The organism is Streptomyces sp. WAC 01529, from assembly GCF_003945545.1.
In the GTDB taxonomy this organism is placed as follows: Bacteria; Actinomycetota; Actinomycetes; order Streptomycetales; family Streptomycetaceae; genus Streptomyces; species Streptomyces anatolicus.
Genome location: NZ_CP029617.1, coordinates 2,801,127 through 2,814,972 on the forward strand (window position 1 = coordinate 2,801,127; position 13,846 = coordinate 2,814,972).

At 71.0% G+C, this 13,846-nt stretch carries 26 protein-coding genes; 24 read left to right on the forward strand and 2 right to left on the reverse strand.

Translation table 11 applies throughout. From position 1 onward, the window contains the following. Positions 1 to 25 precede the first annotated feature (25 nt). Complete coding sequence (locus tag DMA15_RS36625; RefSeq protein ID WP_164551743.1) at positions 26 to 166, reverse strand: hypothetical protein; 141 nt, start codon at positions 164 to 166, stop codon at positions 26 to 28. 259 nt (positions 167 to 425) lie between these two features. Next, positions 426 to 806 carry a hypothetical protein gene (locus DMA15_RS12455; RefSeq protein WP_240659767.1) on the reverse strand — a complete coding sequence of 127 codons (381 nt, stop codon included), beginning with the start codon at positions 804 to 806 and terminating at the stop codon, positions 426 to 428. A gap of 527 nt (positions 807 to 1,333) precedes the next feature. Here DMA15_RS12455 and DMA15_RS12465 point away from each other — a divergent pair. The 24 genes from DMA15_RS12465 (at position 1,334) to DMA15_RS12585 (ending at position 13,835) form a co-directional block, all read left to right on the forward strand. Next, positions 1,334 to 1,675 carry a hypothetical protein gene (locus DMA15_RS12465; RefSeq protein WP_125512835.1) on the forward strand — a complete coding sequence of 114 codons (342 nt, stop codon included), beginning with the start codon at positions 1,334 to 1,336 and terminating at the stop codon, positions 1,673 to 1,675. Positions 1,676 to 1,770: 95 nt separating this feature from the next. Continuing rightward, complete coding sequence (locus tag DMA15_RS12470) at positions 1,771 to 2,124, forward strand: hypothetical protein (RefSeq protein ID WP_125512836.1); 354 nt, start codon at positions 1,771 to 1,773, stop codon at positions 2,122 to 2,124. Next, positions 2,121 to 2,384, forward strand: coding sequence for a hypothetical protein (locus DMA15_RS12475; protein ID WP_125512837.1), 264 nt, complete (start codon positions 2,121 to 2,123; stop codon positions 2,382 to 2,384). Before DMA15_RS12470 ends, DMA15_RS12475 begins: the two co-directional genes overlap by 4 nt. Beyond that, positions 2,381 to 2,803, forward strand: coding sequence for a hypothetical protein (locus tag DMA15_RS12480; RefSeq protein WP_125512838.1), 423 nt, complete (start codon positions 2,381 to 2,383; stop codon positions 2,801 to 2,803). The genes DMA15_RS12475 and DMA15_RS12480 overlap by 4 nt, the downstream gene beginning before the upstream one ends. Continuing rightward, positions 2,800 to 3,087: a hypothetical protein gene (locus DMA15_RS12485; protein ID WP_125512839.1), complete on the forward strand. Its 288-nt coding sequence runs from the start codon at positions 2,800 to 2,802 to the stop codon at positions 3,085 to 3,087. Before DMA15_RS12480 ends, DMA15_RS12485 begins: the two co-directional genes overlap by 4 nt. Further along, positions 3,084 to 3,479 carry a hypothetical protein gene (locus DMA15_RS12490; RefSeq protein WP_125512840.1) on the forward strand — a complete coding sequence of 132 codons (396 nt, stop codon included), beginning with the start codon at positions 3,084 to 3,086 and terminating at the stop codon, positions 3,477 to 3,479. The genes DMA15_RS12485 and DMA15_RS12490 overlap by 4 nt, the downstream gene beginning before the upstream one ends. Further along, on the forward strand, positions 3,476 to 4,306 hold the full coding sequence (locus DMA15_RS12495; RefSeq protein ID WP_125512841.1) for a hypothetical protein: 831 nt from the start codon (positions 3,476 to 3,478) through the stop codon (positions 4,304 to 4,306). The genes DMA15_RS12490 and DMA15_RS12495 overlap by 4 nt, the downstream gene beginning before the upstream one ends. Before the next feature lies 1 nt (position 4,307). Next, a complete protein-coding gene (locus tag DMA15_RS12500) occupies positions 4,308 to 5,396 on the forward strand; it encodes a hypothetical protein (RefSeq protein ID WP_240659768.1) in 1,089 nt (362 codons plus the stop codon). A gap of 20 nt (positions 5,397 to 5,416) precedes the next feature. Then, positions 5,417 to 6,211, forward strand: a complete 795-nt coding sequence (locus DMA15_RS12505; RefSeq protein ID WP_125512842.1) for an exonuclease domain-containing protein — start codon at positions 5,417 to 5,419, stop codon at positions 6,209 to 6,211. Then, a complete protein-coding gene (locus DMA15_RS12510) occupies positions 6,208 to 6,666 on the forward strand; it encodes a phiSA1p31-related protein (protein ID WP_125512843.1) in 459 nt (152 codons plus the stop codon). The genes DMA15_RS12505 and DMA15_RS12510 overlap by 4 nt, the downstream gene beginning before the upstream one ends. After that, positions 6,663 to 7,271 carry a hypothetical protein gene (locus tag DMA15_RS12515; protein ID WP_125512844.1) on the forward strand — a complete coding sequence of 203 codons (609 nt, stop codon included), beginning with the start codon at positions 6,663 to 6,665 and terminating at the stop codon, positions 7,269 to 7,271. The genes DMA15_RS12510 and DMA15_RS12515 overlap by 4 nt, the downstream gene beginning before the upstream one ends. Further along, on the forward strand, positions 7,271 to 7,993 hold the full coding sequence (locus DMA15_RS12520) for a DNA cytosine methyltransferase (RefSeq protein WP_206302712.1): 723 nt from the start codon (positions 7,271 to 7,273) through the stop codon (positions 7,991 to 7,993). The genes DMA15_RS12515 and DMA15_RS12520 overlap by 1 nt, the downstream gene beginning before the upstream one ends. Continuing rightward, positions 7,990 to 8,190: a hypothetical protein gene (locus DMA15_RS12525; RefSeq protein ID WP_125512845.1), complete on the forward strand. Its 201-nt coding sequence runs from the start codon at positions 7,990 to 7,992 to the stop codon at positions 8,188 to 8,190. Before DMA15_RS12520 ends, DMA15_RS12525 begins: the two co-directional genes overlap by 4 nt. After that, positions 8,187 to 8,462: a hypothetical protein gene (locus DMA15_RS12530; protein ID WP_125512846.1), complete on the forward strand. Its 276-nt coding sequence runs from the start codon at positions 8,187 to 8,189 to the stop codon at positions 8,460 to 8,462. Before DMA15_RS12525 ends, DMA15_RS12530 begins: the two co-directional genes overlap by 4 nt. A gap of 5 nt (positions 8,463 to 8,467) precedes the next feature. After that, complete coding sequence (locus tag DMA15_RS12535; protein WP_125512847.1) at positions 8,468 to 8,908, forward strand: hypothetical protein; 441 nt, start codon at positions 8,468 to 8,470, stop codon at positions 8,906 to 8,908. A gap of 365 nt (positions 8,909 to 9,273) precedes the next feature. Next, positions 9,274 to 10,221, forward strand: coding sequence for a hypothetical protein (locus DMA15_RS12545; RefSeq protein WP_125512849.1), 948 nt, complete (start codon positions 9,274 to 9,276; stop codon positions 10,219 to 10,221). Next, positions 10,218 to 10,709: a hypothetical protein gene (locus DMA15_RS12550; protein WP_125512850.1), complete on the forward strand. Its 492-nt coding sequence runs from the start codon at positions 10,218 to 10,220 to the stop codon at positions 10,707 to 10,709. The genes DMA15_RS12545 and DMA15_RS12550 overlap by 4 nt, the downstream gene beginning before the upstream one ends. Next, on the forward strand, positions 10,706 to 10,957 hold the full coding sequence (locus DMA15_RS12555) for a hypothetical protein (RefSeq protein WP_125512851.1): 252 nt from the start codon (positions 10,706 to 10,708) through the stop codon (positions 10,955 to 10,957). The genes DMA15_RS12550 and DMA15_RS12555 overlap by 4 nt, the downstream gene beginning before the upstream one ends. Before the next feature lie 24 nt (positions 10,958 to 10,981). After that, the gene (locus tag DMA15_RS37035; protein ID WP_206302713.1) at positions 10,982 to 11,479 is read left to right on the forward strand and encodes a hypothetical protein; all 498 of its coding nucleotides are present in this window, start codon (positions 10,982 to 10,984) and stop codon (positions 11,477 to 11,479) included. Continuing rightward, a complete protein-coding gene (locus DMA15_RS12565) occupies positions 11,479 to 11,700 on the forward strand; it encodes a hypothetical protein (protein ID WP_125512852.1) in 222 nt (73 codons plus the stop codon). The genes DMA15_RS37035 and DMA15_RS12565 overlap by 1 nt, the downstream gene beginning before the upstream one ends. 39 nt (positions 11,701 to 11,739) lie before the next feature. Then, the gene (locus DMA15_RS12570) at positions 11,740 to 12,156 is read left to right on the forward strand and encodes a hypothetical protein (RefSeq protein ID WP_240659769.1); all 417 of its coding nucleotides are present in this window, start codon (positions 11,740 to 11,742) and stop codon (positions 12,154 to 12,156) included. Then, positions 12,153 to 12,584 (forward strand): hypothetical protein, encoded by a 432-nt coding sequence (locus DMA15_RS12575; RefSeq protein ID WP_125512853.1) that lies wholly within the window; start codon positions 12,153 to 12,155, stop codon positions 12,582 to 12,584. Before DMA15_RS12570 ends, DMA15_RS12575 begins: the two co-directional genes overlap by 4 nt. A gap of 2 nt (positions 12,585 to 12,586) precedes the next feature. Beyond that, entirely contained in the window at positions 12,587 to 12,823 is a 237-nt protein-coding gene (locus tag DMA15_RS12580; RefSeq protein WP_125512854.1) for a hypothetical protein, read from the forward strand. A 94-nt stretch (positions 12,824 to 12,917) separates the two neighbouring features. Next, positions 12,918 to 13,835 (forward strand): hypothetical protein, encoded by a 918-nt coding sequence (locus tag DMA15_RS12585; RefSeq protein ID WP_240659770.1) that lies wholly within the window; start codon positions 12,918 to 12,920, stop codon positions 13,833 to 13,835. Positions 13,836 to 13,846: the final 11 nt, after the last annotated feature.

A 13,846-nucleotide genomic window follows, 5' to 3' on the forward strand; every position in this document is an offset into this window, starting at 1 on the left:
CCAGGGCAACAGGGGCGGGTCGGGCCTATGGCTCGACCCGTTCGACGTTCAGGCAGCCGACGAGCCGTGGAATGCGCAGACAGACGAGCGCGAGGGCGGTCGCTTCGTCCATCTGGGCGGGATCGTGAGCGACTCGCACATACGTGCCGAAGTCTCTGAACAGCATCGGCGTACCTTCGTCGAGGTCGACCGGTTCAACGCGTACATCTGTCACCTGACCCCCTAACCCGCTTGGGCTCTCCGGGCATGCCGGTTCGCACAGGCGTTCGAAACGCGCGAGGTCAGATCACCATACGGGTTATGAACCACCTTGCGCAGGGTTCACACACGTAACGGCGCGTCACCTTCGCATTGTGACAGTTCAGAGATAAACCGTTTCGTATGAACAACACACGATCGAGTGACCCCGCAAACGGAGTCGACGCCTACGCGTCGCGGGCGTCGCGCTCCCAACGCTCGGCGACCTCACGAGCCTTGGGGGTGTCCCCCGCAGCGTCGAGCGTCCGGATCATCGTCGCCGGCGCTCCGCCCTTCAGCTCTTCCTCGGTGTAGCCGATCGTCTGTAGGTGCGCAGCCGCACCGACGATCTCGCGGGGCAGACCGAGCCCTTCCGCGAGCGCAGAGACGAGCTTCGGCGTGACCTTGTACCCCTGCCCGCCGATGATCTTCGCGATCAAGCTCTTCCCCGGGGCCCATTCCGTGTCCGGGTCGATGGCGACCGCGGCGAACTCTCGCGTGCTGAATCGCCTATCGCTACCGACGTGCGCCTTCACGAGCTCGGTGAGTGCGTCGCGCTGCTCTGGCATGGTTCCGCCTCTCCGGTCACTCGCGTCCACACCGCCCATGCGGTACAGGGGCGAAAAATAGCAGGTCAGCACGTACAACCGTCCTGCACTTGCGCATCATTGTCCACGATCGAGGGCAGCGCCGGGGATATGAGTCCGACTCAGATCGAAAATTGCCTGTTTCCATACCTGCCCACGTTCGTGGACACCGCATATGCGATGTGCTTTAGTGGAGCTGCCCACGAACGTGGGCAGCTCGACGGAGGCGCTCATGATCCATGCCCGATGGCATCTGTACGACGGCGAGACGCTGCGGACACTGATGCAACGGGCACCGGGCGGCAGGTCACTGACTATGGAAGAGCTCGGCGAGCGAGTCGGGCTCTCGAAGTCGAAAGTCGGAATGCTCATTTCCGGCGAACGGCCGACCGTTCCGCTCGAAATGGCCGACAGCATATGCGCAGTTCTCGGTGTCCACCGGGGCGCTCTCTTTTTTCAGCCATTGCCCACGCCCATGGGCGCGGGCAGGCTCACCGGAGGTTCACGCAATGGACGAGATCAACACGAACGAGCGGTCGCTGAAGATGCGGATCGCGGCACACACGAGCTGGGCGAACACGACCGACCGATCGGCCCGTACCGCCGCCGCCCGTAAGGCGTCGCACTGGACGCGGTTCCTCGACATGGCGCGCGAGCAGCACCCCGACGCCACCGAGCAGCAGATCGAGCAGATCGCCGAGTCGCTGCGGAAGGCGCATTTCACCGAGCTCGCCCTGCGTTCGGCTGCGTCCCGCCGCCTCAACGGGCAGGCGAAGCGCTCGCAGCGCACCGCCCGCAACCGCGCCGAGCTCGCGCAGTACGAGGCCGACCGCGACCCCGCCGCGGCGTAGCACCCCGACGCGAGTCGGGGCCGGCCCGGACCGGCATCCGGATCGACCCCTTATCGGCTCGCACCCCACCACAGCTAGAAAGTGAGGCGATCGCCTTGAGCGCTCAGCCTATCGAACGCCCCCCGCTCACCGACTTCGACCGCAAGGCCGACAACGAGCTCGCCGTCGCCGCGATGCTCGACTACCTGCCGCTTCCCGCCGCGACCATGACGCCGCGCCCCGACGCGGTGCACATCACCGTGACGAGCGCTCGCGAGCTGTCGCAGTGGATGTACGCGCTCGGCGGCCGGCACGTCCGCACCGCGGGCGCCGACGGCGTCGTGCTGTGGACGCTGCACACACAGACGCCCGAGCGTCGCGGCGGCTCGGCGGTCCCGATTCGCGTGCACGCCGCCGTAGTTGACGGCGAGGACGTCCTCGACGAGGTGCGGCCGGGGGTGACCCGATGACCGCCGCCGACTGGCACGAGCTGCTCGGCGCCCTTGGCTACGGCGTCGTCGCCGGGCTGCTGCTCATCCTCGCCGGCGCCGTCGACACCGCCCGCCGCCGCAACTCCCGTAGCGGAAAGGACACCTCGGCTATGCCCGAGCGACACAACCCGAAGTCGTGCCCGCAGTGCACGCAGCAGTCGGCCGAGCTTCGGCACCCGATGTACCGGCGTGCTCACCGGCTCGTGTTCCTGCCGGGACAGAGGGGCGGTGCGGCATGAACGGACACATCACCGACGACTCCCTGCGCGAGATCTCCCTCGTCGTCGGCCCCGACTGGCAGGCGGGTCGACACGAGCCGCGCGACCCCGACGAGGCGCTCGTGACGCCCTCGCTCGACGAGATGGCGGCCGCGCCCGGGGCCACACAGGCGCAGTACCGCGTCACCTACGACAAGGTCGGCCGACACGGCGGCCGCAGCGGGCAGCCGGCACCGGCGCCGCTCACAGTGTGGGCGATCGGTTCTGACGGACTCGCCGGACACATCGCGAAGGACGTCCGTCCGTATCTCGCATCCGGCGGCGTCGAGGTGCACGTCGATCTCGAGTTGATGCAGGGGACGATCTTCACCGGGTACCGGTCCGGCGGGACGTTCGCGATCGAGCAGCTCGCGGTCGCCGAAGGGCGTGACGCCCAATGACCTTCGACACGAAGAACCTCGACGAGGTTCGCGAACCGGCGCTCGAGGCGCTGCTGCGCCTCGTCGGCGGCGACGCCCGCCTCGAGTGGCGCGGGGTGTACACAACCGATGGCACCGAGGGACCGACCGGGATCGGCCCGGTCTGCCCGGACCCCGACCACGAGCCGGGCGACGGCGATCTGTACACGTGCTGTCCCGAGTTGGCGATCGAGGTCGAGTCGGTCGAGCTCGCCGACTACCTCGTCGCGCTGCTCAACGCCGACGGCGAGCGGAGCGTCGAGTGAACGCCCCCGCCCGCCGGCTCGTGCCCGTGCCCGTACTCGTCGGCTCGCAGATCGAGCGCTTCCGTCGCTCCGTTCGTGCAGCCGCTATCCGCGAAGCGATCGATGTCGCCGACGCTGTGGTCGGGCCGCTGTGGCACGTCGACACGGGCGTCGAGATCGACGCTCGGCTGCGCCGTCTCCTCGACGACGTCGACCAGGACCAGGACGAGAAGGACACCCGCGGCGACGTCCAGTCGCACGGGGGCGAGTCCACTGCGTCCAACCCGGCCCGCCCGCGCGCTCTGCCCGACGTCGACACTGATCGCGCGCTGCGACGGGCCCGCATCGGCGCGTTCTCGGCGGGCGCCCGTTGGGCCCGGGTCGCTCGCGAGGCAGGGGCGAGCGCATCGTGACGGACCCGAAGCACGCGCAAGCAACCGAGCGGGGTCGCTACTACAGCGACCCCGCCGGGGGTCCTGATCTGATCTCGGTTACGAACGTCACCGGGTCGTCGGTGCACAAGCCGGCGCTCGTTCCCTGGGGCGCCGGGCTCGTCGCCGACGCGGTGATCGCCGACCCGATCGCGGTCGCCCGACGGGCCCGTACCGAGCCGACTCGGCTGCGGCGCGAGCTCGTCGCGCTACCGAACGCCAACCGCGAGCGGGCGTCGAATCTAGGCACGCGCGTACACAAGCGGGCGCACTCGATCGTGATCGGCGGACCGTACGCAGCCGACCCCGAGGTCGAGCCGTACGCCCGGCAGTTGGCCCGGTTCTTCCGGCTGTGGCGTATCGACTTCGACAGTGACGTCGAGGCGGTCGAAACGACTGTGCTCGACCGCGAGCACGGCTACGCGGGCACGGGCGATCTGTGGCTGTGGCTGCCGACCGGTCCGGGCGGGCGCCGTGAGCTGTGGCTGATCGACTACAAGACGAGCGCGAAGAAGCCGACGACGACGGTCTACGCCGAGCAGCCTTACCAACTCGCCGCGTACAAGTACGCCCCCGTCGCGCTGCTCGCGGACGACTCCGAGGTGCCGGCGCCGCGGCCGCGCCGTACGGCCGTGCTCAACCTTCGGCCCCGCGGCTACCGGCTGATCGAGCTTCCGAGCGACCGCGCTGTGTACCGGGCCTTTCTCGGTGCGCTGCGCAGCGCTCGGCATCTGCACAACGCGCCGAGCGCGTACCCGACGATCCTGCCGCCCTGGGCGCCGGGGTCGACGACCGGAAAGGCGGCGTGACATGGGCTCGCGCATCATGACCATGAAGAAACAGGCTGTCGAGCTCGGGCGTATCCGCACCGGTTACAGCCGGCCGAACCCGAAGCCCAAGGGGCGGCCGATCCCGGTCCGGTCCGAGACGTTCATCTTCACCTCGCACAGCCGCGACTACGTCGCCGCGGCCGCCGAGCAGTGGGGCGGCAAGGTCGAAGGCTGGACCCCGCAGAACTCCAAGATCGAGCAGTTCCGCGTGATCACGAAGGCCCGGGAGATCCGGGCGATCATGCCCTCGGGCGACCCGCTGTCGCAGGCGTACGAGATGTGGACCGGGGGCGGCTGCGCGCGGCGCTGCGACGGCGAGCGCGAGCAGAAGAGCGGGCAGCCGTGTCTCTGCCTCGCGCAGTACGGGCCCGAGTGGCACCGCCGGTCGGCGCGCGAGGTGTGCCGGCCGACGAGCCGTATCTCGGTGATGCTGCCCGAGCTGCCCGACCTCGGTGTGTGGCGGCTCGACAGCCACTCGTACTACGCGGCCGACGGCATGGCGGGCAGCGTCGACACGGTGCTGCAAGCGACCGGCGGCGCTTCGATGATGCCGGTTCGCATGTGGATCGAGCAGACGACCCGGGTCGCCGACGGCGAGACGAAGAACTTCCCGGTCGTCAAGATCGTCCCGGCTGTGCCGCAGTTGAAGCACGCGTTGTCAGGCCCGCTGTCGACCGCGGCCGCCCTCGACCCGAGCTCGCTCGTCGCGCGCCCGGCGCTTGAGGCGGCGCCCGCCGAGATGCCCGACTACCTCGCGGAAGCGCGCGGCTGTCGGTCCGCCGAAGCGGTGCGGGAGGTATGGCACAAGGCGAACCGCGCGGGGCACGTGCGGCGCGACGGGACCGACGATCTCTCGCGCGACCTCATGCAGATCTCGCGGGACGTCGAGGCGGGGATCGACCCGCGCACGGGCGTTGTCGACGACGACCAGGACGACACCGGACCGGATTCCGAAGGGGTCTACGAAGGCGAAGTTGTCGAGGACGGCGAAGGCGGCGACGAGCCGCCGACGGCGTACCCGGCCGCGGCGTGGCCCGAGGTCACGCAGCCGGGCGGGGGTGCGCAGTGACGTACTGGCACCGCGGCCCGATGGCTGCCTTTGACCTCGAGACGACGGGCGTCGACGTCGAGGCCGACCGGATCGTGTCCGCAGCGGTGATGAACCTCGACGGGGCGGCCGAGCCCGAGGGGCACGAATGGCTCGTCGACCCCGGGGTCGAGATTCCCGTCGAGGCGTCCGCCGTGCACGGGATCACGACCGAGCGGGCCCGCGCGGAAGGTGGCCCGCGGCACCTCGCTACCGAGCAGATCGTCGGCTGCCTCGCCGAGTTGGTGCGCGCCGGCGCCGTCGTGGTCGGGCACAACGTGCCCTTCGACCTCACGTTGCTCGACCGTGAGTGCCGCCGCTACGCGCTCGTTCCGCTGCTCGACCGGCTCGGCGACGCCCCGCTGCACGTCATCGACACGCGCGTGCTCGACACGCACGCGCTGCCGTACCGCAAGCGCCCGTCGGAGACGCAGGGCGCGCGGCAGCTCATCACCCTCGCGCAGGTCTACGGGCTGCCGTGGGACGAGGACGAGGCGCACGGCAGCACGTACGACGCGCTCATGTCGGCCCGGATCGCCTACCGGATCGGGCAGCTCGCGCACATGCCGCGCCGCTACTGGCCCAACCACATCAAGACGTTCCGGCGGCCGCGGTTTCACGAGCTGCGCGACCTCGATCGCGCCGAGCTGCACGCGCTGCAAATCCGGCTCGCCGCCGAGCAAGCCGCAGGGCTCGAGCGGCACTTCCGCAAGACCGACCCGACCGCCGCGGTCGACCGTTCGTGGCCGTTCCGCCCGTGGGCCGCGGACACCGAGAGCAAGGGAGTACCCGCGTGAGCGACTACCGATTCGTTGACTTCGACGATCAGCGCATTGCGCTCCTGGTCAACACCGACGGCTCGTACGAGCTGCACACCGGCAGCACGTGCACGTCGCGCGCCGCCGAGTTTCTCTTCGAGCTCGCGGTGCAGCTCGAGGCCGTGCACCCCCCGTACCCGTGCAACCCGAGCGCCGAGCCGGACGGGCCGAAGGGGCGCCCGGCCGAGCCGATCGACTCGCGTCGCGGCCGCCTCGATCGCGAGCGGTCGCTGTGGACGGACGGACGCGGTCACTTGTGGGATCTGTCGCTCGTGTGGGGCGACGTCGCCGATCGGCTGTGGCGTTGGCACGGCAGCCTCGACTCGTTCGGGGCGCCGCTGCTGCGGACCGTGGATGGCACGACGACCGAGCCGCTCGACGTCGTGCGCGCGGTGTACGGGCCGCTCATCCCGGTCGCGAAGGTCGCCGAATGACGGGCGTACCGGGGCTGCCCGCGCCCGGGTCGGTGAGGGTCGCCGAGCCGCCGCTCGTCGGCGCGGCGCTGCGCGTGCTCGGGCTCGACCTGTCTCTTCAGAGCACGGGCCTATGCCTGCCGGACGGGACGACGTTCCGTATCAAGACACGGCAGCGCGACGGCGACCGTCGGCTGTGCATCATCCGTGATCGCGTCCGAGAGGTGCTCGCCGAGCACCGGCCGCACCTCGCCGTCGTCGAGGATCTGCCGACGCACGCCATGTCGGCCGGCATCACCGGTCACGTGCACGGCGTCGTCAAGGCCGAGCTCGTCGACGCCGACGTGCCGTACGGGCTCGTCGTGCCGGCGACCCTCAAGTCGTACGCGTGCGATCACGGAAGCGCCGACAAAGCCCGGATGGCGGCCGCCGCTCACCTCGCCGCCGGCGTGACCTTCGCCGACGACAAGGGCGGCGACCAGTGCGACGCATGGTGGCTGCGCGCCGCCGGTCATGACTGGTGCGGCCTGCCGTTGTTCAGCCTGCCGGCGGCGCAGCGCGATCGGCTCACAAAGGCGAAGTGGCCGGACGCATACCGGCAGCGCTACGTCATGGGGGTGTCGTAGTGAGCTTCGTTCTCCCGCCCCGTGTTCCGAACGGCAGGACGATCGCCGATTTCTGCTGCAAGGAAGGCGGCGCGAGCTTCGGCTACTACCTCGCCGGGTTCGACGTCGTCGGGTTCGACCGCGAGCCGCAGCCGCGGTACCCGTTCCCGTTCGTACAGACCGACTTGCGCGAAATCGACCCCGAGTGGCTGCGGCAGAACTTCGACGGCGCTGCGGGGTCTCCGCCGTGCTGGGCGCACTCCGACCTCGCGCACCGGACCGGCCGAGAGTATGAGGACTTCATTCCGGAGACCCGCGAACTCTTCGAGGCGTCCGGGCTGCCGTACGTGATGGAGAACGTAGAGGGTGCTCCGCTCCGTACCCCGCTCACGCTGTGCGGAACGATGTTCGAGGGGCTGCGCGTCTCTCGTCATCGGCTCTTCGAGTCGAATGTCTTGCTCACCGCTCCCCGGCCGTGCCCGAAGCGGCACCCGTTGCACTTCACGCACGACAAGCGGAAAGCGCATTACGGGCAGCTCGACGAGTGGTCGGCGTTCGTCACGGTGACCGGTGGCGGCAACTCGTCTAAGGCGGCGGCCGAGGACGCTATGGGTATCCCGGCCGGCTGGATGACGAAAGACGGGCTGAATCAGGCGATCCCCCCGGCGTACACGGAGTGGATCGGTCGACAGCTCGCCGAGCACATCGTCGCTGAGCGCACCGTTACGGGGGTGCCGGCATGAGCCGCCGCCGCGCTGCGCCCGACGCCCCCACGATCCCGGGTACGGCCGTTGCCCCGCCGCGGCGCGCTGCCGAGGACGTCCTCACCGCGCGCCCGGTGCCGGCGGTCGAGGGGCAGATCGACCTCGTCGAGCACTGGCTCGACTGCGGGCTGCTCAGCGACGCGCAACGCGCTGCCTTGGGGGGCGACGATCCGTGACCGGCATCGGCCCGACGATCTGCAACCCGAACCCGGGGTTCGGGTTGCGGGTCCGACTCGATCACGCGAAGGCGAAGAGCCTCGCGTCGGCCGACTGGTCGTGCCCCTGCCTTCGTCCGGCTGAACACGCCGTCGGCTACGACGAGGTCGAGCAGCTCGTGATTCGGGCCGAGCGGCACATGCGCGACGAGTGCCCCAACGAACACGTACGAGCGGCGGCCGCCATGCGCAGCGAGCGCCGCAAGCAACACGCACGGAAGCGAAGGAAGTGACAGCCATGCCTCACGAGATCGACCCCGACAAGCTGCCCGAGGTGAAAGTCGACGGCAACGCCACGTGGCTACAGGCGGCGCTCACCGCGGCGCAGCGCCGCGGACTGTGGGAGCACCCCGGTACGTCCGTGTTCGCCGTCGTCGAGTTCACCTCGAAGTCGTTCACGGGTCACGCCGACGGCGAGGACAAAGACCCGGTCGTGAAGGTGCGCATCACGGTCGCCGAAGCGGCGCAGGACAACGAACAGGCCCGTCTCGTCGCCGAGGTGATGCGCGCCATGATGCGCCGCCGCCGCATGAACGGGACGCTCGACGAGCTCGGGCCCGGCGGGCGCGACGTCGAGTCAGCAGTCGCCGAAGCGCTCGCGCATCACCCGAGCGAGGCCGAGCTCGACGAGCACAACGCCCGCCGGCGGCGCGGCAGTCGAGTCGAGCAGCACGGATGACCCGGCCGGCTGCGGGAAGCAACGGGGCGCGGCGCGCGCGCTGCCCCCGCTGCGGCGCCCCGGTACTGCGACAGCTCGTCGGCCGCCGCGCGGCGCTCGACGTCGTCGCGGACGCCGAGGAGATACCCGCGGCCGCCGCCGCTGCGCTGCGTGAACCGAATCGCCTCGACTGGTGTGTGCACACGGTCGGCGGCGGGCCCGATCTCCGGTGGCCAGGTTCCACGCACCCAACTGACTGCACTTATCCACACGTTGTGGATCACGTCTGCACCGCCCCGGCGGCACCTTCGCGGACAACCGCGGGCCGCAGGACCCGCACCCCTTCCGTTCCCGCCGGACAGCTCACCCTCTGAGAGGCCGAACCGATGCCATGGTTCAACGTCGACGACAAAGCACACAGCCACCCGAAAATGATCAAGGCGGGTAATGCGGCTGTCGGGCTGTGGCTGCGCTGCGGCAGTTACGTCGCGCAGCACTTGACCGACGGCGTCGTACCCGGGCTGCTCGCCGAGATGTACGGGACCGAGCCACAGATCAGGAAGCTCACGAAGGTCGGGTTGTGGCACCCGGCCGGGCATGGCTGCCCCGGCTGCCCGCAACCGCCCGTCGGCGACTACTACATGCACGACTATCACGACCCCGCGTCGGGCAACCCACTACGCGCCGAGGTCGAGCAGCGCCGCAAACGTGCCGCGGAGAAGAAGCGCCGGCAGCGTGGCGCCTCGCAGGGCGGGCCCGACGGGGCGCCGCCGCGGCATCCCTCACTCTTCGACGGCGAACCGGACGCGAACGACGAGGAATTCGACGGCGAATGGCCCGCGAAAGATGCCCGCGATTTCGACGACTCCGCAGGTCAAGGGGGTATGTCCCCCGGGGACTCACGCGCGCGCGATCCACTCCACTCCAATCCACTCCCTACAAGGGGGGTTGATGAGAGAGAGTCGTCTGCCGGTAGTAGGCACTCGAGCGAGCCGGCTCTCTCTGCGATCGCCGCCGATTGGCAGCCGAGCGAGAACGACGTCGCGGCCGCGCAGCTCGCCCGCACGGATGGCGGCCGCGAGCAGCTCTCGCAGCAGCAGCTCGTCGACGTCACGCGGAAGTTCGTCCGCCGGATGGCCGCCGACGGACGCACCGCGGCGTCGTGGGGCGCCCGGTGGCAGGAGTGGGCCGAGCGGGAGCGCCCCGAGAACGGCAACGTCGTGCCTTTCGGCCCCGGTGCCCTCGCCCACGGGCGCGGGCGCCAGACGAAGAGCGAGCAGCAGCGAGCCGGGCTCGCCAACCTGCGCAATCGCCTCGAAGGGGGCACCGCATGAACGTCGCCGAGACCCTTGATCTTTTCGAGCAGATCGCCTTGATCGACGACCGCGTGATCAAGACGACCGAGACCGAGCAAGCCGCGCAGCTCACCTTGTGGGCGGCAGTGCTGCGCGACGTCCCTCTCGCCTTCGCCGGGCAGGCGCTCGGCGACCACTACGCCGAGTCGGCGTGGCCCGTCATGCCGAAGGACATCGCGGCCCGGTGGCGCCTCGAGGCGCGGCGCCGGCTCGACCGGCACGTCGGCACCTTCGAGCCCTGCGCGCACCCCGGGCTCGACCCGGACGACATTCCCGGCTACCGAGCCGCACTTCGCGCCGAGCGCGACGGCGTGCGCCGCGGCGGCTGCGAGCCGGTCGAGTTCCGCGCACTGCTCGCCGCATCCGACCCGGTTCCAGCCGGCCGCCCAACCGACGAGTACCTGCGGGCCCGCGAGCAGATGCGCCGGGCGCGCTCCGAGCGGACAGAGAGCGAGGCCACCGCATGAACCGCACCGAGCAGCGCCGGATCGCCGACGCGTGCACGGCCGTTATCGCGGCCGCGATCGAGGACGTCGTCGCCGAATTCCCCGACGCCGACCCGGAAGCGCAGGCACGCCGAGCGGTCCGCGCGCTCACGGCGCAGGGGTGGCACATCACGCCCGAACCGCTGTGCGCCCGCCTGCCGAGCGACCACGCCTGTGAGCAGACCGCGCCCCCCGAGATCACCCCCGCGGCCGCCCTGCGGTCCGCGTAGCACCGCCACGAAGGGAAAGATCACATGACCGACGAGAACGATCTCGAGCAGATCGCCACCGGGCAGCAGTTCGTCGGCGCGAGGATCGTGCAGCCGAACGACCCCGTCCGGCCCCGGTTGTTCGTGCTGCGCCGACACGTGGACGTGTCCGGGGTGAGCGGTACCGGCGTGATCGCCGACGGCGCCGAGTGGCCCGACGGGACCGCGTCGCTCCGGTGGCGCGGCGAACATCCGAAGATCGATTTCGCCGACCGCGGCGTGACGACCCTGCACTTCGTCCATGGCCACAGCGGTGCGACCGAAGTCGAGTACCTCGAGGACGAACCGGCCGACGCGCCCGTGCTCGACGCTCCGGTCGCCCTGCGTCGCGTGATCGACATCGCGCTCGGGAAGCCCGTGCGCTGCCCGCAGTGCGGCCGCCCCGGCGCCTGCCGCTGCATCGCGAACCGGCACGACGCCCGGGTCGACGTCGTGCTCGAGGGCGTGCTCGCCTACCTCGCCCGCACGGACGGCGCCGCGTGATGAGCGCCTTCGCCTTCGACCCCGACGACCTCGACGAGGACGCGCTCGAGGTGCTCGCCGAACTGAGCGAGGAGGACCTCGCCGAGCTCACCGACGCCGAGCTCGCCGAGCTGCTCGAGGGATCGGCGGACGACGAGGACCCCCTCGCCGGCTACGCCCGGTCGGCGGCTCGCCGGCCGCCCGCGGGGCGCCGCTCGATCACCGACCTACCGCCGATCTGACCGACCACTTCCGCCCAACTGCACGACTGCGAGGCCCCGATGACTGACACGACCACTGACGCCCGTACCTGCGGCCCCGAGTGCTCCGAGATGCACACCTGCGCCGGCCGATGCTTGCTCGCCCCGCTGTACCCCTCGATCGAGCTCGAGGCACTGCGCGCCACCCTCGACGAGGTGCGCGCATGGCGGCACGACCAACTGCACAGCCACACGACCCGGTACTTCGAGCTCGACGCGATCCTCGACCGGGCGGCGCTCGGGCAGATCACGCGGCAGCTCGACGAGGACGCCCCGACGTCGCTGCCCGAAGCGGTCGAGGCGCATCACCGCATCATGCGGGCGCGGCGCAACTCCCTCGCCGACGCCCGCCGCGTGTGGGACGCCGCGGAAGCGGGCGCGATCCGGCAGATCTCCCGCTTCATGCCGAGCACCGGCTCGACGGGGGCGCAGCGATGACGACCTCGGCCGAGGCAGCGATCGAGCTGCACGTGCAGCGCCTCATGCACGGTTACGGGCTCGACGAGGCGGCCGCCCGGGACGCGGTCGCGGCGTACCGGGTTGGCGATCGCGAGGCGCCGCATCACTTCGCGGCGCATCGTGCGGCGCTCGAGGTGCTCGCCGATCTGCAACAGCAGAACGTCGAGGTGCTGATCGCGGCGCTTCGCCGCGCGGCGCAGCACTGGGCCGACTCGGTGCTGCCGGCGCTGCTCGCGACGTTCCGCCGGGCGGCGGCCGCGGCGCAGCAGCCGGGCGACGCCTTCGAGTTGGTGCCCCCTCGCGAGCTGCCACCCCCGGGCCGGCCGCGGCCGCGGCGAGCTCGGGATCGGCCCGGGTGGCAGTCGCCGTACGGACCGCCCGCCCGCCGCTCTCCCCGAAAGAGGTGACCATGCCCGCATCACCGAAGGCGTTCGCCGCTCTCGCCGAGCGGCTCGTCGCGGCGAGCACCGTCGAAGGTCGCGACGCGCTGCTCGACAGGTGGCTCGACTACCGCGACCGGGCGACCGAATGGGACGCCGCGCAATGGGGGTTCGACCCCGACCAGTGGTGCGAGCACCAGCGCACGGAGTTGTCGCGTCGCAGCCGACACGACCGCGGCGTCGTACAGCTCGACGACGCCCTGTAACACGACGCCGGGGCGCCCCCTGCCGGCAAGCAATCCGGGGCGCCCCTCGCGGTGTTGATCACCCTACGCCCCACGCACAACAGGAGCGCCCGCCATGACGGACACCGCACGCCCCGCCCGTACCGCAGCCGACGACCTGCGCGTCGTCGTCGACCACTGGACGCACATGCGTGCCCTGATCGACACCTCGACGCCCGAGGTCTGGACTCCCCCGAGGACGCACGCCGACTACCTGCGCACCCTCGACGAGCACCACGCCGCCGAGGTCGCCCTCGAGGGCACGAGCCCGGCCGACTTCCTCGCCCGCCCCGGCGAGACCGGCGACCAGGACGCGACGCCCGGGGCCCGGGATCACCTCGTACTCGCCGAGCAGTCCGCGCCGTTGCGCCTGCACGTCGTCGACGCCTGCCGCGCGGTCGAGGCTGTGCTGTGCGCGCTCGCCGACGAGATCGCCGCCGAGGTGCAGCGCTCGAAGGTCGCCCCGCCGCACCGGGCGAACCCGACCGACCCGGTCGGCCGCGACCTTGCGCTGCTCGCTGCCCGGGATGAGGCGGACCCCGCCCGGTGGCACTACAACCTCGGGACGCGCAGCGCGGTTCGGGCGGCCGAGTGGCTGCTCGCCCGCCTCGACGACGAGGCGGGCCCGTGCCGCCCGCTGAATGGTGCGCAGCGTGAGCGCATCACCCGTATCGCTCGTGAAGCGGCGCGGCGCGTCGAGCGGACGATCGGGATCGAGCAGCGCCGCGAGTTCCCCATGAGCCGGCCGTGCCCATGGTGCGGCGCCGCACTGACGATGCACCGCGGCGGCAGTGATGCGTCCGCCGTGACCTGCGCGAACGGGGCCGACTGCGGCGCTCCCGTGCTCGTCGTCGAGGGGCGCCGCACATGGGCGGCGCCGCACGAGCTCGCCTCGCTCGAGACGGCGCTCGAGGCGGCCGCGCATCGCGAGAAGCGTGCCGCGGCTCGCCGCCGGCAGCGCGCCGCCGCGCAGGGGCGCAGCACTGCCGCATAGGCACACAAAAG